Raw genomic sequence first — 16,624 nt, 5'->3', positions numbered from 1 at the left:
TGCGTTGAACCATCACAGTTCGCATGGCCGGGATCCTGATTGGTTTCGGCCGCACAGCGAAAAAGGTCCCCGTGGCCTCTGGGTCCACGGGGACGTCAACAACCCGCGGAGAGATGCGGCTACGGCGCGTCACGACGTTCATCCTGCTGATACTCCAAGAGGCTAAGCTCCGCTATGCGAGAATTGAAGCCTCTGACCACTTCATCCCACACACGGCAGGTTTCGCATGACCACGCACATCACGATCGAATTCACCGAACTGGCCGCGCACGCGGTCGGCGATCAAACCGGCACCAGCTTTTCGTACGACCAGGGTGCGCATCTCCCGCAACCGGGCGACTTCGTCGAGCTCGAGAATTTGCAACAGACGTTTCTCGTCATCGGCCGGGTGTTTTCGCTCAAGGCCAACACGAGCGCCGTCAAACTCGTTCTCGACCTGCCTCCTCCGGATGATCAGCAGGGGGGCGATCCGGAGTCGTGGGGGAAGTCGGGCGAATGATGTCGGCGTTCGGATTGGCGATGTGTGACGTTCGGTCGTGATGGCTGGATGACCGTCGCATTGATCGGATATCGGGTCTCTGTACATTCGGGATTCGAGGATGCGGAATCCCATATCGATCGCTCAATGCAAAAAGCCCGCTTGCGTTCGCAGAGCGGGCTTCAATGTTGGTTGCGGGGATAGGATTTGAACCTATGACCTTCGGGTTATGAGCCCGACGAGCTGCCAGACTGCTCCACCCCGCGGCCGAGATTGTAGGCGAACAGGTTCGCCGATGCAATCGAAATAGCCCGCTTTCTGAACTGCGCCCCGCCATGCGAAGCCGGCGAAACGCCGTGAGACCGACGTAACGACTTTCCCTATGATTCATTGAGCCCGGCGCGGTTTCCCCCTATAACTCAGGGCACGTATCCAAAAAACAAAGCGGTCGGGGAGCAACGATGCGGAAGACCAATCTCAGCCTTGAGGGGCTGCGCGGCGCGGCCGCCGTATTCGTTGTTTTATTCCATATGCATTTCAGCCTGCCGGGACTGGAAGTGACCCGTAACGGCTATCTGGCTGTCGACTTATTTTTCGTTCTCAGCGGGTTCGTGATCGCGAACGCATACAGCGCTCGCATCGATAACCCGAACCAGTTGACGAGTTTCATCGTCAGGCGAGTCGGTCGCCTATGGCCTACGCATATGACTGCGAGCGTGCTGTGCTACCTGGTTCCCAGTGCAATTTATGCGGCGCTTACGAGCATGCATGCGGATATCCCGCAACCGACACTCCCCACGGTCGGCGAAGTGCTCGGGATAGTTTTCATGACGCAGGGGCTGCATCTATTCGACCACGACATCGGCACGGCCGTAAGTTGGAGTAGCAGCGACGAGTTTTACGTCTACTTGATGTTCGGGGTCGTTTGCCTAGCTCTTCGGAACCGCCAGCGCATCGCCGCTTTCATCTCCCTCGCCCTGACGGGATATGCGATCGCGATCTGGTCATCGCTGAACTCGCAACTCTGCATCGAGCACCGTCTTTGCCTTGATCTGACGTTCGATTACGGCTGGGCGCGCTGCATCGCTGGCTTCTTCATCGGAGCGCTCATCGCGGAATACCGTGACCGCTGCTGGGTTGTCGCCGCGGCGCGCACGTCAGTTCAAACCATCGCGTTCGTTGCCGCAGTGCTGCTCATCATGTTCGCTGATCTCGTGCGCGGATCGGCGTTTCTGGCACCCATCGTGTTCGGCGTGTTGATCGCATCCCTAGGTCGAGATACCGGGCCAGTCGCGCGGCTATTTCAGACGCGCTTCGCGCAATATCTCGGCGCCCTCTCCTATTCCCTATACCTCGGACACGCAATTTTTCGGCCACTCCTAAGCGCAGCGTCCAACATCCTGACCAGCCCATCCGCACACCTTGTCGAAGGAACATTGTTCTTGATGGCCTCGTTCGCCCTCGCGTATCGAATGAACCAGATAGTCGAGATCCCGTTCCGGAGGAGATTCAACGCATGGTCGGCAGCGGCATTTCAGGCGCCCGCGCCGACCGGAACAGCGGCGGATTGATGAGAAGGCGCGACCACCACAGGCAGAGCCGCCGTCGTCTTTGCTTATCCATCGCCGCAGAGGCGCTGGCGTGTCGCGACCGGCATATGCCGGTCGAATGAGCTCGCGTAGCCGGCCGGAACGCGTACGATCGATGCACCGCTGAGGCTGTCGAGCGCAGGCAGGTCGTTGACCGGCATGTTGTTGCACGTGCCACCGTCGACCATCGAGCCGCCGGCCACCGCGACGGGTGCGAACACGATCGAGATCGATGCGCTCGCGCGCGCTGCCAGCGCGATCGGCACGTCCGGCGTCGCCTCCTTCGAGAACTGGAGCTCGCGCTTTGTCGGAAGGTTCGCCGCGTTACCGTCCGGTCGACGTCGAGCTGCGCGAAGGTCTTCCCGTTCGTCGCGTCGAGCAGGTACTGCAGCAGCGCGTCGCCGGTGCAGAGCGCCTGGTGTCCGATGCTGGCGTGATCCACGTCAAACGTGCAAAGAAGCGCGGTGAGGTATCGAGCACATCGAAATCACGCTGGCGATGTCGGAGCTGCTCGCGCGCGCCTGCGCGCCGCCCGCAAGGATGAGTGCCGGATATGTTCTCGACCCGGTAGGCGACCCACCACAGACCGGCCGGCTTCAAGACCGAGTGGTCGACGGTGATCAGCAAAGCGCTCGTGCTGAAGAAGATCGAAAGCGGTTCGCGCTCCACGACCTGCGCGCCTATTACGTCACCAGACACAAGGCGGAACGCGGTGCACTGCCGGATCTGCATGCGAATCCGGCGACGACCGCGCGCGTCTACGATCGCGCGAAGATCGTGAGGCGCAGGGGCATGTAATGCCCATTTCGGGAATTCCAAAGCAAAAACGGCACTGGATAAAATCTCAGTGCCGTTCGCTAAAGCTTTGATACCGCTGGGAATTCTGTGGGGTGGCTGATGGGACTCGAACCCACGACAACAGGAATCACAATCCTGGACTCTACCAACTGAGCTACAGCCACCACTGATACCGCTTGCTTCTTTGCTGCGTCGCTTTGTTGTTCAGCAGCGAAGAAGTGAAATTATATGGAGCTTTTTTATTCTTGCCAAGCGTTTTTTTCAAAAATTTCTTCGGCCGCGTAAAGATGCGCCCGCGCCTCGTCGAACACGGCCAGATCGCCGCGCGCGAGCTTCTTGTTGTCCGACAGCACGCGCCGCCAGCCGCGCGCGCCCGCAACGCCGCGATACAGCCCGAGCGCGTGGCGCACGACCGCACCGAGGTACGTGCCGCGCTTCAGCTCCGCCGCGCAGTATTCGATCAACCGCGCTTCCGCTTCCTCGCGCGTCGGCGCCGCGTCGTTCGCGCCATAGAACCGCGCATCGACGCCCGCCAGCACATAAGGATTGTGATACGCCTCGCGGCCGAGCATCACGCCGTCAACGTGTTCGAGATGCTGCGCAACCTCGTCCAGCGTCTTGATGCCGCCGTTGATCACGATCTCCAGCGACGGGAAGTCGCGTTTCAGCCGATATGCATAGTCGTACTTGAGCGGCGGAATCTCGCGGTTTTCCTTCGGCGACAGCCCTTTCAGGATCGCGTTGCGTGCATGCACGACGAACACTTCGCAGCCCGCCTCAGCAACCGTGCCGACGAAATCCCGCACGAACGCATACTCTTCGACCGCATCGACGCCGATCCGGTGCTTGACGGTCACCGGCACCGACACGGCGTCGCGCATCGCCTTCACGCAATCCGCGACGAGTTGCGGCTCGTTCATCAGGCACGCGCCGAACGCGCCGCGCTGCACCCGTTCCGACGGGCACCCGCAGTTCAGGTTGATTTCGTCGTAGCCCCACTGTTCGCCGAGCTTCGCGGCGCGCGCGAGATCGTCCCGTTCGCTGCCGCCGAGCTGCAGCGCGACCGGCGATTCGCTCGGCGTGAACGCGAGGTGGCGCTGCGCGTCGCCGAACAGCAGCGCGCCGGTCGTGATCATTTCCGTATAGAGCCACGTATGGCGCGTGAGCGTCCGGTGGAACGACCGGCAATGACGGTCGGTCCAGTCCAGCATGGGCGCCACGGACACGCGGCGGGGAGGAAGCGAAGACGAAACGGGCATGGAATTCGGGCAACGAGCGGCGCAGGAAGCAACCTGCCATTTTACCGCAACCGGCGCCCTGCCCGCCCGGCGCTATGCATCCGCGTCGCCGGCAAGCTCCGCATCGACCGCGCGCCGCGCCTCGTTCAGCACGCGCTCGATCACCCGGCGCTCGGTCAGCAGCAGCCCGTCGACCTTCACGAGCCGCCAGTCGATCCGCACCGCGTCGCCTTGCAGCACGCGGTAGTGCACGTGCTCGCCGTCCCACACCTGCTCGGTCTTCACTTCGATCTCGAAGCCGCGGTACGGCTCGCTGTAGTCGCCGAGATCGCTGCCTTTCAGTTCCATCGCGCCCCCGTCGATGCTCGAGGCCCCGTACGGGGCGCTCAGTCGTATTCGTCGGACAAGACGGCCTTGCCGTCAGCGGTGAGATCGACCCGGTCGGCGGCCGCCTGATAGATCAGCCCTTCGTTCAGCAGCACGTAGACGATGTCGCTGAACGCCGCCGGCACCGGCCGGCTGTCGCCGAACTGGTCGATCCATTTCAGCGCCTCGATGGCTTCGGGAGAAAGGATGGGGATCATGCGCTGCCTCCGCGTCGGTGTCGTTCCATCCTAGCACTTCGCCCAGACGGCGAACACCGATGCGATCACGCAGCGGGCAGCGCCGGACACCGCGGCGGGCTGCCGTGCCCGCCGACGGCCTCCGCACCTTCAGTCGCGCTCAGAGCCGTGCGATCGACACTTCCGTGGACTTCACGAGCGCAACGACTTCCGCGCCGACCTTCAGTTCGAGTTCGTCGACCGAGCGGGTCGTGATCACCGACGTGACGATGCCGAAAGGCGTTTCGACGTCGACCTCGGACACCACGGGCCCGCGGATGATCTCCTTCACCTTGCCTTTGAACTGGTTGCGCACGTTGATTGCAGTAATGCTCATCGGGATGATCGCTCCGAAGAAAAAGTTTCAAGACGGGCGGCCGACGCCGCCCCGGTTAGACGGCCCAGCGAATCCGCCCGGCGGGCCGGGCGCCCTGCGCGTCGCGGGCAGGCTGCGCGGCCGGCCCGCCCGCCAGCACGCGCCTCAGCACGCGATCCTCGAGCGCCGCGAACGCGGCCGACGCGCGCTCGCGCGGCCGGTCGAGCGGCACCGGCTGGTCGAGCGCGACACGCCCCTGCTCGATCAGCAGGATCCGGTCGCCGAGCGCGATGGCTTCCTGCACGTCGTGCGTGACGAGCAGCGCCGTAAACCGGTGCTCGCGCCACAGGCGCTCGATCAGCGCATGCATCTCGATGCGGGTCAGCGCGTCGAGCGCGCCGAGCGGTTCGTCGAGCAGCAGCAGTTGCGGCCGATGCACGAGTGCGCGCGCGAGCGCGACGCGCTGCCGCTGCCCGCCCGACAACTGCGCGGGCCAGTCGTTGGCGCGTTCGAGCAAGCCGACCTCGTCGAGCACCGCGCGCGCATCGTCGCGGGCGCCGCGCCCGAGCCCGAGCATCACGTTCTGCAGCACGGTCTTCCACGGCAGCAGGCGCGCGTCCTGGTACATGATCCGCGTGTCGAGCGCGCCGCCGCCCTCGCCGCGCGCCGTGAGCACGCCGGTGCTCGGCTGCTCGAGGCCCGCGACGAGCCGCAGCAGCGTCGACTTGCCGCAGCCGCTGCGGCCGACGATCGCGACAAAGCTGCCGCGCGCGATGCCGAGATCGACGTTGTCGAGGACGGTGCGCGCGCCGAAGCGCTTGCCGACGCCGCTCAGCGTGACCGCATCGTCTGCCGCGGAGCCTGCCGCGCCGCCTCGATGACGTCGCGCGAGCGGCACGACCGAGGCGCCGCTGTCGCGCTCGAGCACCGCGGCATCGCGGGCGTCGCCGTCCGCGATGCGCGCCTGTGTGAATTCCGCCTCGAGGTCCGCGGCGGCAAGCGGCCCGAATCCGGCCGCCGAAATCGTCGCATTCATGTCTGTGCTCCTGATTGATAGGCGGGGTGCCAGCGCAGCGTCGCGCGCTCGAGCCACTTCGCGAACACGTCGGCGACCTTGCCGAGCACCGCGTACAGCAGGATGCCGACCACCACGACATCGGTCTGCAGGAATTCGCGCGCGTTCATCGTCATGTAGCCGATGCCGGACTGCGCGGAAATCGTTTCCGCGACGATCAGCATCACCCACATCAGCCCGAGCGCGAAGCGCACGCCGACGAGGATCGACGGCAGCGCGCCGGGCAGGATCACGTCGCGATAGAGCGCGAAGCCGCGCACGCCGTAGCTTTTCGCCATCTCGATCAGGTTCGCGTCGACCGAGCGGATCCCGTGATACGTGTTGATGTAGATCGGAAAGAACACGCCGAGCGCGACGAGGAACAGCTTCGCCTTCTCGTCGATGCCGAACCACAGGATCACGAGCGGGATCATCGCGAGCGCGGGGATGTTGCGGATCATCTGGATCGTCGAATCGAGCGCGACCTCGGCGGCTTTCGACAGGCCGGTCGCGAGCCCCAGCGCGAGGCCGACGCCGCCGCCGAGCGCGAAGCCGAGCAGCGCGCGCCAGGTGCTGACCTTCACGTTCGCCCACAGCTCGCCGGACGCGACGAGCGACCACGCGGCGCGCACGACGGCGACCGGCTCCGGCAGCACGCGGGTCGACAGCCAGCCGATGCGCGCGCCGGCTTCCCAGACGATCAGGAGCGCGAGCGGCACGAGCCACGGCGCCGCGCCGCGCCACGCGCGGGCGGCGATGCCGCCGCCCGCCGTCGACGGTTTCGTTGTCATTGCAGCCCTCCGTTCGCTCAGCTCTGGCTCGCCTTCGGCAGATAGTTGTTGCCGACGACCTCGCCGAACGGGCCGGACAGCGGGCCGGTGGCCTTCGACGCGCGCGGCCCCTTGATCAGCGGGAACACGAGTTCGGCGAAGCGATACGATTCCTCGAGGTGCGGATAGCCGGACAGGATGAAGGTCTCGATGCCGAGCTCGGCGTATTCGCGCATGCGTTCCGCGACCTGTTCCGGATTGCCGACGAGCGCGGTGCCCGCGCCGCCGCGCACGAGGCCGACGCCGGCCCACAGGTTCGGGTACACCTCGAGCGCCTCGCGGCCGCCGCGCTTGCCGCCGTGCAGCGCGGCCATGCGGCGCTGGCCTTCCGAATCCATGTTCGCGAACGCCTGCTGCGCACGCGCGATCGTGTCGTCGTCGAGGCGGCTGATCAGGCGCTCGGCGTCGCGCCACGCTTCGTCCTCGGTCTCGCGCACGATCACGTGCAGGCGGATGCCGAACTTGATCTCGCGGCCGCGCTCCGCCGCCCGTGCGCGCACGTCGGCGATCTTCTTCGCGACCGCTTCGGGCGGCTCGCCCCAGGTCAGATAGGTGTCGATGTGATCGGCGGCAATCGCATGCGCGGCCGGCGACGAACCACCGAACCACAGCGGCGGATGCGGATGCTGCACCGGCGGATAGAGCGCCTTGCCGCCCTTCGACTGCAGATGCTTGCCGATATAGTCGAAGCCGCCGTTGTCATGCGACGCGGTGAGCAGGCCGCGCCAGATGTGCAGGAAATCGTCGGTGATCGCATAACGCGTGTCGTGATCGGCGAACAGGCCGTCGCCTTCGAGTTCGGCGGCATCGCCGCCCGTCACGACGTTGATCAGCAGACGCCCGCCGGACAGGCGGTCGAACGTCGCCGCCATGCGCGCAGCGAGCCCCGGCGACGCAATGCCGGGCCGCACCGCGACGAGGAACTTCAGCCGCTGCGTCGCCGGAATCAGGCTCGACGCGACGACCCACGCATCCTCGCAGGAGCGGCCGGTCGGCAGCAGCACGCCCTCGTAGCCGAGTGTGTCGGCCGCGACGGCGACCTGCTTGAAGTAGTCGTAATCCGCGGCGCGCGCGCCTTCAGCGGTGCCGAGATAGCGGCTGTCGCCATGCGTGGGGATAAACCAGAACACATTCATCTGCTGCTCCTGCGTGACTGTCCTTGCCAGAATTGAGATAAAGCACCGCCCTGCTCGCGCCGCGGACGGGCGGCGCATGCATCGCGTGCGTTCGAATCGGGATGGCTCGCCGGCCAGCCGCGCGGCGGGCGAGTACGCGGTTGCGCGGCGGGTTCTGGGAAATCAGTCTAGGGACGGGGGGTGGGCTTTGGAACGATTTTTTTGAGCTTAGGTTTTCCGCTTTCGTGATTAGCATGACGCTGGAGCGAATATCCGCCCGGGCACCCCCTATAATGGCGGACCATTTCGAACAAATCCGCGGGGACGGCCCCGGCCGTACGCGCCCGCGGTGCACTTACGATGCAGAAAGTCATCCTGCCGTTCCTGTCCGGCTTCCTGGCCGCCCTGTTCTTCCGTGAGGCGACGCTCGCGCTGCTTCACACCGCGGACTTGATCGCCGCGGCCGGCTTCTCCACAGCGCCGTTCGCGCCGCTCGGCATTCCTGAATTTGTCGCAAACGCGCTGATCAGTGCGTGCTGTGCCATCCCGATGGCGTGGCTGCTGCGCGTGTCGCCGGAGCGCGAGGCGCCATGGATCGGCGCACTGGTGTTCGGCGGGATCGTGCTGACCGCCGCCCGCGTGTTCGCGATCGATCCGCTGCGCGGCATCTGGCCGTCCGGCAACATGCTGCCAGTGCTCGCGGTCGGCTTCGCTGCGAATGCGCTGTGGGGCTGGGGCGCGCTCGTGTTCATGCGCGCGTTCATGTCGGACGCCGCGCGAGAGGAATGACAAGCCGAAGCACTCGCCCGCATCGAGCCTGAAAACGAGCGGCCGCCTGCATGTGCAGGCGGCCGTTTTATTTCATCCGATGGCGCAAGCGGCCGTCAGTCGCGCAGATTCCGCAGCGGATGCGTGTCGGGCGTCCACGGGCTGTCGAACATCGCCAGCACGTCCGCGCGGTCGACGTCCGCAATCGACTTGAAGCGCCAGGCCGGCTGCTGGTCCTTGTCGACGATCAGCGCGCGCACGCCTTCGATTACGTCACCGCGCGCGAACGTCGAGCGCGTCAGGTCGAGGTCGCGCCGCAGGCAATCGGCCATCGTCGCGCCGCGCGCGCGCTCGACCACTTCCAGCGAGACCGCCATCGACAGCGGCGACAGCTGGCTGCGCATCGCGTGCGCAGCCTTCTCGACCCAGCCCTCCACCGCCGCGCAATCCTGCTCGGCGTCGAGCGACGCGAGCGTCGCGACGAGATCGGGCTGCGCGAAATGGCGATCGATTCCGGCGCGCGCGTCCGCAAGCGCCGACGTATCGGGCGTCGGCACGACCTTGTGCGCCGCGGCCGCCGCGGCCACGCACTCGACCGCCTGCGCACCGCTGTCGAAGCGTTCGTGGCGCAACGCGTCGAGCAATGCCGGCAGCGCCGCGTCGGGCACATAGACGTCGGCGAGCTGCGCGTACAGCGCCCCCGCCGCATCGAGCGTCGCGCCGGTCACCGCGAGATAGCGGCCGATCGCGCCGGGCGTGCGCGCGAGGAACCAGCTCATCCCGACGTCGGGGAACAGGCCGATGCGCGTTTCCGGCATCGCCATCTTCGTCGAATCGGTGACGACGCGCAGCCCGCCCGTGTGTCGCGCCGCCTGCGAAATGCCCATGCCGCCGCCCATCACGACGCCGTGCATCAGCGCGATGTACGGCTTCGGATAGGTGAAGATCGCATGGTTCAGCGAGTATTCGTCGATGAAGAACGTGTCGACCGCGTCGCGGTCGCCGCGTTGCCACGCGTCGTGGAAGAAGCGCACGTCGCCGCCCGCGCAGAACGCGCGCGCGTGCGGGCTGTATACGACGACCGCGACGACCTCGGGATCGTCGCGCCAGGTGTCCAGTGCCGCGTGCAGCGTGCGGATCATCCCGACCGACAGCGCGTTGAGCGCCTTCGGCCGGTTCAGTTCGAGAAAGCCGATGCGGTTCGCCACATAGGCGCGCACGTCGGGCTGGTCGGAAGCGACGGGGATGGAATCGGTCATGAAAGCAATCCGGCTGGTCGCAGGCGCGGTCAGTGCGCCTGCATCTTCGAGAACAGGTTCAGCACGACGACGCCCGCGACGATCAGCGACAGGCCGATCACCGCCGGCACGTCCGGCACCTGGCGATAAAGCAGCATCGCGACGAGCGTGATCAGCACGATGCCCGCGCCCGACCACACCGCATAGATGATGCCGACGGGCATCGTCCTGAGCGTCAGCGACAGGCAGTAGAACGCGGTGGCGTAGCCCGCCACGACGAGCAGGGACGGCCAGAAACGGGTGAAGCCGTCCGCCGCGCGCAGCGCGGACGTGCCGATCACCTCCGCGACGATCGCGATCGCGAGCCACGCGTAACCGGGAAGCTGCATTGCTCAGCTCCTCGCCAGCGCGAGCGCCGCGTAGTCCTGCCCCAGTTCCGCGCAGAGCGCCTCGACGACCAGCTCGTGGTCCGCGCGCTGCCGCAGCCCCGACACGGTCACCGAGCCGATCACGCCGGCGCCGTCGACCGTCAGCGGAAACGCGCCGCCGTGCGGCGAATACTCGGTCACCGGCAGCCCGTGCTTGTCCGCGAGCGTCGTGCCGGCCTGCTGCATGCGCAGGCCGATCGCATACGAGCTGCGGCGGAAATGCGCGACGACGTTGCGCTTGCGGCGCACCCAGTCGGCGTTGTCGGGCGTCGCGCCGGCCAGCGCGGCAAAGAACAGCGTCTGGCCGAACGTGGCGATGTCGATCGCGACCGCATGGCCGCGCGACGCGGCGAGCGCATGCAGCCGGCTGCCGAGCGCCCATGCGCGGGCAGCGTCGAAACGGGGAAAGACGAGCGCCTGTTCCTGCGCGCCGATCGACTGCAGATCGAGAGGAATATCCATGAATCCGTCAAAGCGAAAAGGAGGCGCAGCCAGGACCGCTGCCATCGCATGCGGCGCCGCTGCCGGGGAGTCGACACAAACCGCTCGATTCTAGCGCACAGCCCGCCGTACCGGCCCCGGAAGCCCCTATAAGCCGATTGTCAGAAAGTGCTTGCGCAGCCGGAAACACTTCCTTATAATTCAACCTTTCGACGGACGCGGGGTGGAGCAGTCTGGCAGCTCGTCGGGCTCATAACCCGAAGGTCGTAGGTTCAAATCCTACCCCCGCAACCAAGCGTCCCGATTCATGCAGGAAGCCCGGCCCAAGCGCCGGGCTTTTTGTTTTCCGCGCGCGCTTTGCGCCACGCCCGCGCGCCGGCCTCCGCTCGACTCGGCCGTTCGAGAATGCGCCGCCCCGGTGATACACTCGCATCACCTCGTCCCTTCCACACGACATGAAATTCTGCTCCGTCTGCGGTCACGAAGTCATCGCGCGCATTCCTCCGGGCGACAACCGCGAGCGCTTCGTCTGCGATCAATGCGGCACGATCCACTACCAGAATCCGCGCAACGTCGTCGGCACGGTCCCCGTGTGGGGCGAGCAGGTGCTGCTGTGCCGCCGTGCGATCGAGCCGCGCTACGGCTTCTGGACGCTGCCGGCGGGCTTCATGGAAATGGGCGAGACGACCGCCGAGGCCGCCGCGCGCGAAACGCTGGAGGAAGCCGGCGCGCGGGTCGAGGTGCAGAATCTCTTTACGCTGCTCAACGTGCCGCACGTGCATCAGGTGCACCTTTTCTATCTGGCGCGTCTGGTCGATTCGGCGTTCGAGGCCGGCGAGGAAAGCCTCGAGGTCAAGCTGTTCGACGAGGCCGACATTCCGTGGGACGAAATCGCGTTCCCGACCGTCAGCCAGACCCTGCGATTCTTCTTTGCCGACCGTGCCGCCGGCGACTACGGCGTCCACACCGGCGACATCTTCCGCTCGCTGCGCAACGGCTGAGCGCCGCCCATGGTCCCCTGGCTCGGCCCAGACGATCCGTTTCCGCCCGTCGAACGGGCGCTCGGTCCGGCAACCGGCGCACCGGGGCTGCTCGCCGCCAGCGCCGACCTGCTGCCGTCGCGCCTCATCGAGGCCTACCAGCGCGGCATCTTCCCGTGGTATTCGGACGGCCAGCCGGTGCTGTGGTGGAGCCCCGACCCGCGGATGATCCTCGTGCCGGCCGAGTTCAAGGTGTCGCCGTCGCTGAAGAAGACGCTGCGGCGCGTGCTGCGCGAGCCGACATGGGAAGTGCGGGTCGACCACGATTTCGCCGGCGTGATGCGCGCCTGCGCGCAGGCGCCGCGACGCGGCCAGCGCGGCACCTGGATCACTGCGGAGATCATCGACGCGTACACGTCGCTCCATCGCACCGGCAACGCGCACAGCATCGAGACCTGGCACGACGGACGGCGCGTCGGCGGGCTCTACGGCGTCGCGTTCGGGCGGATGTTCTTCGGCGAATCGATGTTCGCCGACGTCACCGACGCGTCGAAGATCGCGCTGGCCACGCTGGTCGCGCACCTTCGCGAGCACGGGCTGGAGATGATAGACTGCCAGCAGAATACGTCGCATCTAGCGTCGCTCGGCGGCCGCGAGATCGCACGCAAGGCCTTCGTCGCTCACGTGCGCCGCGCGGTGGCCGAACCGCCGATTCCGTGGCAGTTCGACAAGCGCGTGCTCGCCACGCTGGCGGGCCGCGGCGAACCGGCGGCCCGTGCCGGAAGCGAGCGCTAGCGCGGCACTCCCTCCTTGCCACGAGAGCTGCCCATGACTCACCCGACTGAGCTGCCGCTTTCACCGCTTTCGGCGCTGCAATTCTATGCAACGGCGCCCTACCCGTGCAGTTACCTGGACGGCCGCGTCGCGCGCTCGCAGGTCGCGACGCCGAGCCACCTGATCAATTCCGACATCTACACCGAACTCGTCAAGGCCGGCTTCCGGCGATCTGGCGTCTTCACCTACCGGCCGTACTGCGACGGCTGCCGCGCGTGCGTGCCGGTGCGCGTGCCGGTCGCGGCGTTCACGCCGAGCCGCACGCAGCGGCGGATGTGGAAACGGCACCGCGCGCTGATCGCGACGGTGTCGCCGCTGCATTACGACGAAGAGCATTACGCGCTGTACATGCGCTACCAGTCCGCGCGCCACGCGGGCGGCGGAATGGACCGCGACAGCCGCGACCAGTACGAGCAGTTCCTGCTGCAGAGCCGGATCAATTCGCGCCTCGTCGAATTCCGCGACCTCGATGCGCCGGGCGGCGAGCCCGGCCAGCTGCGCATGGTCAGCATGATCGACATCCTCGGCGACGGACTCTCGTCCGTATACACGTTCTTCGAGCCGGACGACCCGCATACCAGCTACGGCACCTACAACATCCTCTGGCAGATCGAGCAGGCGAAAAGCCTCGGCCTGCCCTACGTGTATCTCGGCTACTGGATCCGCGAAAGCCCGAAGATGGCGTACAAGGCGAATTTCCATCCGCTCGAAGGGCTGATCGACGGGCGCTGGAAGGTGCTCGATCCGGAACGGCTCGACCTGCCGCCCGTCGACGCGGCGCTCGCGCGCGCGCCGCTCCCCGGCGGGCATTCCGGCTCGATCTGACACGCGCGTGCGGCGCAGCGCCGTGCGCCACCCGCGCCGCCGCCGCGTCACGCGATCCGGCCGTCACGGCGCGCGTCAGGCGAAGGCCGCCCCGGACGCGCAACTCCCGGTAAAATAGCCGGTTGTCATATTTTCGGCTGTCGCCCATTCCCGTGTTCAGTTCCCTCTATCCGCTGGCCCGCGCATCCCTGTTCAAGATGGATGCGGAAGATGCTCACCACCTCACGCTGCGCGCGCTCGGCGCGGCCGGCCGCACCGGCCTCGCCTGCGCGCTGTCGGCCCGCGTGCCCGACGCGCCGCGCACCGTGATGGGACTCACGTTCCGCAACCCGGTCGGCCTCGCGGCCGGCCTCGACAAGGACGGCGCGGCGATCGACGGCCTCGCGGCGCTCGGCTTCGGCTTCATCGAGGTCGGCACGGTCACGCCGCGCCCGCAGCCCGGCAACCCGCGCCCGCGCATGTTCCGGCTGCCGCAGGCCGATGCGCTGATCAACCGGATGGGCTTCAACAACAGCGGCGTCGACCAGTTCGTGAAGAACGTGCAGGCGGCCCGCTACCGCGGCATCCTCGGGCTGAACATCGGCAAGAACGCCGATACGCCGATCGAGCGCGCCGCCGACGACTACCTCTACTGCCTCGAGCGCGTCTATCCGTTCGCGAGCTACGTGACGATCAACATCTCGTCGCCGAACACGAAGAACCTGCGCCAGCTGCAGGGCGCGGGCGAGCTGGACGCCCTGCTCGCGGCGCTCAAGGACAAGCAGCAGCGCCTCGCCGACCTGCACGGCAAGCTCGTGCCGCTCGCGCTGAAGATCGCGCCGGACCTCGACGACGAACAGGTCAAGGAGATCGCCGACACGCTGCTGCGCCACAAGATCGAGGCGGTGATCGCGACCAACACGACGCTGTCGCGCGCCGCGGTGCAGGGCCTGCCGCACGCGGACGAAGCCGGCGGCCTGTCCGGGCGGCCGGTGTTCGAGGCGTCGAACGAGGTGATTCGCAAGCTGCACGCCGAACTCGGCAGCGCGGTGCCGATCATCGGGGTCGGCGGCATCTTCTCCGGCGCGGACGCGCAGGCGAAGCTCGCGGCCGGCGCGTCGCTCGTCCAGCTCTACACCGGCTTCATCTACCGCGGCCCGTCGCTCGTCGCCGAATGCGTGAAGGCAGTGGCCGGCGCTCGAGCGTCGTAATATAGGCATAAGCAAACTAAATTTCGCCATTGATAGCGTTATCGCTATCATCGATCCGAATCATTGACCCGGACCGGGTAAGGAAACACACGATGAAAATTGCGCTGCTGAAGAAACTGCTGGTCGCCGGCCTGATCGGCGCGTCGTTCACCGCCGCGACCGCGCACGCGGCCGACCTCCTCGACGAAGTGAAACAGCGCGGCACGCTGCGGGTCGGCCTCGAAGGCACGTTCCCGCCGTTCAACTCGAAGAGCCCGCAGGGCGAGCTGGTCGGTTTCGACGTCGACATCGCGAAGGCCGTCGCGGCCAAGCTCGGCGTGAAGCCGGAATTCGTCACGACCGAATGGAGCGGCATCATCGCGGGCCTGCAGGCGGGCAAGTTCGACGTGATCGCCAACCAGGTCGGCATTACCGACAAGCGCAAGGAAACGCTCGACTTCTCGCCGGCGTACACCTACTCGTCCGCGCAGCTGATCCAGCGCAAGGACGACACCCGCCAGTTCAAGTCGCTCGAGGACCTCAAGGGCAAGAAGCTGGGCGTCGCGCTCGGCACGAACTACATGGACATGGCGAAGTCGGTGCCGGGCATCGACGTGAAGACGTACCCGGGCGCGCCCGAATACCTGCGCGATCTCGCGGCAGGCCGTCTCGACGCGGCGCTCAACGACCGCCTGATGCTCGCGTACCTGACGAAGAATTCGCAGCTGCCGCTGCGCCCGGGCGCGAACGTCGGCTCGGCGAACCCGTCGGGCATTCCGTTCAAGAAGGGCAACCCGAAGTTCCAGAAGGCGATCGGCGACGCGATGGCGCAGCTCGAAGCCGACGGCACCTTCACGAAGATCTCGGACAAGTGGTTCGGCATCGACGTGACGAAGCCGATCAAGTAAGCCCCCAGGCAAGCTCGCCAGCATATCCGCCGGAAGGCGGGTCGAAAGGGCGGCATCCTCGACGATGCCGCCCTTTGTCTTTTCGCCCGGTTTATGATTGCGCTTTCGCGCATGCCCCCGCTTAGGGCCCGTTCCCGCTAATAACGGGCTTGCGCTGGCCGCCAGAAGGGCCGAGCGCGAGGAATGGGACGCAGCGAATACTCAACGTATTCGCAAGGAGCATGACGCGGCGATCGGCCCTTCTGGCGGCCAGCCCCTGGAATGAATTTTTTTAATCACGGGAACAGGCCCTAGCACTCCATGTCGACCACTTCCCTGCTCGTCCAATCGCTGCCGGTACTTGCCCAAGGGGCCGTGCTGACCGTCAAGTTCGCCGTCCTGTCGATGGTGTTCGGCCTGATGGGCGCCGTCGTGCTGGCGATGATGGGCATCCGGCAAAGCGACGGCATCACCTCCGGCTTCGAACGCGTGGTCGTGAACACGCTCGCGGCGCTCGCGCGCGCCTACGTCAGCGTGATGCGCGGCACGCCGCTGCTCGTGCAGATCTTCGTGATCTATTACGGGCTGCCGAGCCTCGGCATCTCGCTCGATCCGACGCCCGCGGGCGTCATCGCGCTGTCCGCCAACGTCGCCGCCTACATGTCCGAAAGCATGCGCGGCGCGATCAACGGCATCCACCGCGGCCAGTGGCTCGCCGCGTACAGCCTCGGGCTGTCGTGGGGGCAGACGCTGCGCTACGTGATCGGCCCGCAGGCGCTGCGCATCGCCGTGCCGAGCCTGTCGAACAGCCTCATCAGCCTGATCAAGGACACGTCGCTCGTGTCGGTGATCACCGTCACCGAGCTGCTGCGCAGCGCGCAGGAAGTGATCGCCGCGACCTACCAGCCGCTGCCGCTGTACCTGGCCGCCGCCGCCGTGTACTGGGTGCTGTGCCAGATCCTCGAATGGGTGCAGCGCTGGTACGAAAAGCGGCTGTCGCTGCCGGCGCGGCACTGACGCATCACGCGCCGGAC

Annotated in this window: 21 protein-coding genes and 3 tRNA genes; 11 read left to right on the top strand and 13 right to left on the bottom strand. The window is 66.4% G+C overall.

All coding sequences use genetic code 11. From position 1 onward, the window contains the following. The first annotated feature begins 226 nt into the window (after nucleotides 1-226). The gene (locus KY49_RS07140) at nucleotides 227-499 is read left to right on the top strand and encodes a hypothetical protein (protein ID WP_042583950.1); all 273 of its coding nucleotides are present in this window, start codon (nucleotides 227-229) and stop codon (nucleotides 497-499) included. 168 nt (nucleotides 500-667) lie between these two features. Here KY49_RS07140 and KY49_RS07135 read toward each other — a convergent pair. After that, nucleotides 668-744 (bottom strand) — tRNA-Met (locus KY49_RS07135). A gap of 195 nt (nucleotides 745-939) precedes the next feature. On the opposite strand from KY49_RS07135, the gene KY49_RS07130 reads away from it, so the two are divergent. Then, nucleotides 940-2,049 carry an acyltransferase family protein gene (locus tag KY49_RS07130; protein WP_042583949.1) on the top strand — a complete coding sequence of 370 codons (1,110 nt, stop codon included), beginning with the start codon at nucleotides 940-942 and terminating at the stop codon, nucleotides 2,047-2,049. 44 nt (nucleotides 2,050-2,093) lie between these two features. On the opposite strand, the gene KY49_RS35205 is transcribed toward KY49_RS07130, so the two are convergent. Next, nucleotides 2,094-2,477 carry a patatin-like phospholipase family protein gene (locus KY49_RS35205; RefSeq protein ID WP_088502984.1) on the bottom strand — a complete coding sequence of 128 codons (384 nt, stop codon included), beginning with the start codon at nucleotides 2,475-2,477 and terminating at the stop codon, nucleotides 2,094-2,096. An 88-nt stretch (nucleotides 2,478-2,565) separates the two neighbouring features. Here KY49_RS35205 and KY49_RS07120 point away from each other — a divergent pair, with 88 nt between their 5' ends. Then, nucleotides 2,566-2,865 carry a hypothetical protein gene (locus tag KY49_RS07120; protein ID WP_177313330.1) on the top strand — a complete coding sequence of 100 codons (300 nt, stop codon included), beginning with the start codon at nucleotides 2,566-2,568 and terminating at the stop codon, nucleotides 2,863-2,865. Between the two features lie 88 nt (nucleotides 2,866-2,953). On the opposite strand, the gene KY49_RS07115 is transcribed toward KY49_RS07120, so the two are convergent. The 8 genes from KY49_RS07115 to ssuD form a co-directional block, all read right to left on the bottom strand. Further along, nucleotides 2,954-3,029, bottom strand: a tRNA-His gene (locus KY49_RS07115). A 75-nt stretch (nucleotides 3,030-3,104) separates the two neighbouring features. Continuing rightward, complete coding sequence (gene dusA, locus KY49_RS07110) at nucleotides 3,105-4,124, bottom strand: tRNA dihydrouridine(20/20a) synthase DusA (RefSeq protein ID WP_071734106.1); 1,020 nt, start codon at nucleotides 4,122-4,124, stop codon at nucleotides 3,105-3,107. 72 nt (nucleotides 4,125-4,196) lie between these two features. Continuing rightward, the gene (locus KY49_RS07105) at nucleotides 4,197-4,451 is read right to left on the bottom strand and encodes a hypothetical protein (RefSeq protein WP_042583947.1); all 255 of its coding nucleotides are present in this window, start codon (nucleotides 4,449-4,451) and stop codon (nucleotides 4,197-4,199) included. 38 nt (nucleotides 4,452-4,489) lie between these two features. Then, nucleotides 4,490-4,687, bottom strand: a complete 198-nt coding sequence (locus KY49_RS07100) for a hypothetical protein (protein ID WP_042583946.1) — start codon at nucleotides 4,685-4,687, stop codon at nucleotides 4,490-4,492. A gap of 139 nt (nucleotides 4,688-4,826) precedes the next feature. Beyond that, the gene (locus KY49_RS07095; RefSeq protein ID WP_006400187.1) at nucleotides 4,827-5,042 is read right to left on the bottom strand and encodes a TOBE domain-containing protein; all 216 of its coding nucleotides are present in this window, start codon (nucleotides 5,040-5,042) and stop codon (nucleotides 4,827-4,829) included. A gap of 55 nt (nucleotides 5,043-5,097) precedes the next feature. Then, nucleotides 5,098-6,057: an ATP-binding cassette domain-containing protein gene (locus KY49_RS07090; protein ID WP_042583945.1), complete on the bottom strand. Its 960-nt coding sequence runs from the start codon at nucleotides 6,055-6,057 to the stop codon at nucleotides 5,098-5,100. Next, complete coding sequence (gene ssuC, locus KY49_RS07085) at nucleotides 6,054-6,866, bottom strand: aliphatic sulfonate ABC transporter permease SsuC (protein WP_042583944.1); 813 nt, start codon at nucleotides 6,864-6,866, stop codon at nucleotides 6,054-6,056. The genes KY49_RS07090 and ssuC overlap by 4 nt, the downstream gene beginning before the upstream one ends. Before the next feature lie 17 nt (nucleotides 6,867-6,883). After that, on the bottom strand, nucleotides 6,884-8,041 hold the full coding sequence (gene ssuD, locus KY49_RS07080; RefSeq protein WP_042583943.1) for an FMNH2-dependent alkanesulfonate monooxygenase: 1,158 nt from the start codon (nucleotides 8,039-8,041) through the stop codon (nucleotides 6,884-6,886). A gap of 339 nt (nucleotides 8,042-8,380) precedes the next feature. Between ssuD and KY49_RS07075 the strand changes: the two genes are divergently transcribed. Then, entirely contained in the window at nucleotides 8,381-8,809 is a 429-nt protein-coding gene (locus KY49_RS07075) for a hypothetical protein (protein WP_010092481.1), read from the top strand. 95 nt (nucleotides 8,810-8,904) lie between these two features. Here the strand turns inward: KY49_RS07075 and KY49_RS07070 are convergent, their stop codons facing one another. Genes KY49_RS07070 through KY49_RS07060 form a run of 3 tightly spaced genes read right to left on the bottom strand, consistent with a single transcriptional unit; the run spans nucleotide 8,905 to nucleotide 10,916 of the window. Continuing rightward, on the bottom strand, nucleotides 8,905-10,047 hold the full coding sequence (locus KY49_RS07070; protein ID WP_042583942.1) for an enoyl-CoA hydratase/isomerase family protein: 1,143 nt from the start codon (nucleotides 10,045-10,047) through the stop codon (nucleotides 8,905-8,907). 29 nt (nucleotides 10,048-10,076) lie between these two features. Then, a complete protein-coding gene (locus KY49_RS07065) occupies nucleotides 10,077-10,415 on the bottom strand; it encodes a DMT family transporter (RefSeq protein WP_010092483.1) in 339 nt (112 codons plus the stop codon). Nucleotides 10,416-10,418: 3 nt separating this feature from the next. Continuing rightward, complete coding sequence (locus KY49_RS07060) at nucleotides 10,419-10,916, bottom strand: heme-degrading domain-containing protein (RefSeq protein ID WP_042583941.1); 498 nt, start codon at nucleotides 10,914-10,916, stop codon at nucleotides 10,419-10,421. A gap of 196 nt (nucleotides 10,917-11,112) precedes the next feature. On the opposite strand from KY49_RS07060, the gene KY49_RS07055 reads away from it, so the two are divergent. The 7 genes from KY49_RS07055 to KY49_RS07025 all read left to right on the top strand — a co-directional run bounded on the left by KY49_RS07055 (nucleotide 11,113) and on the right by KY49_RS07025 (nucleotide 16,607). Beyond that, nucleotides 11,113-11,189, top strand: a tRNA-Met gene (locus tag KY49_RS07055). Between the two features lie 161 nt (nucleotides 11,190-11,350). After that, a complete protein-coding gene (locus KY49_RS07050; RefSeq protein WP_042583940.1) occupies nucleotides 11,351-11,896 on the top strand; it encodes an NUDIX hydrolase in 546 nt (181 codons plus the stop codon). A 9-nt stretch (nucleotides 11,897-11,905) separates the two neighbouring features. Continuing rightward, on the top strand, nucleotides 11,906-12,670 hold the full coding sequence (aat, locus tag KY49_RS07045; RefSeq protein WP_042583939.1) for a leucyl/phenylalanyl-tRNA--protein transferase: 765 nt from the start codon (nucleotides 11,906-11,908) through the stop codon (nucleotides 12,668-12,670). 33 nt (nucleotides 12,671-12,703) lie between these two features. Then, on the top strand, nucleotides 12,704-13,534 hold the full coding sequence (locus KY49_RS07040; RefSeq protein WP_042583938.1) for an arginyltransferase: 831 nt from the start codon (nucleotides 12,704-12,706) through the stop codon (nucleotides 13,532-13,534). 152 nt (nucleotides 13,535-13,686) lie between these two features. Further along, nucleotides 13,687-14,724: a quinone-dependent dihydroorotate dehydrogenase gene (locus KY49_RS07035; RefSeq protein WP_042583937.1), complete on the top strand. Its 1,038-nt coding sequence runs from the start codon at nucleotides 13,687-13,689 to the stop codon at nucleotides 14,722-14,724. Between the two features lie 92 nt (nucleotides 14,725-14,816). Continuing rightward, complete coding sequence (locus KY49_RS07030) at nucleotides 14,817-15,611, top strand: cystine ABC transporter substrate-binding protein (RefSeq protein WP_010092489.1); 795 nt, start codon at nucleotides 14,817-14,819, stop codon at nucleotides 15,609-15,611. 300 nt (nucleotides 15,612-15,911) lie between these two features. Next, on the top strand, nucleotides 15,912-16,607 hold the full coding sequence (locus KY49_RS07025) for an amino acid ABC transporter permease (RefSeq protein WP_042583936.1): 696 nt from the start codon (nucleotides 15,912-15,914) through the stop codon (nucleotides 16,605-16,607). Nucleotides 16,608-16,624 lie beyond the last annotated feature (17 nt).

The sequence above is a fragment of the Burkholderia sp. MSHR3999 genome, from assembly GCF_000833595.1.
Lineage (GTDB): Bacteria > Pseudomonadota > Gammaproteobacteria > Burkholderiales > Burkholderiaceae > Burkholderia > Burkholderia ubonensis.
Note: the sequence above shows the minus strand (reverse complement) of the source record. Positions and strands in the feature narration are given on the sequence as shown.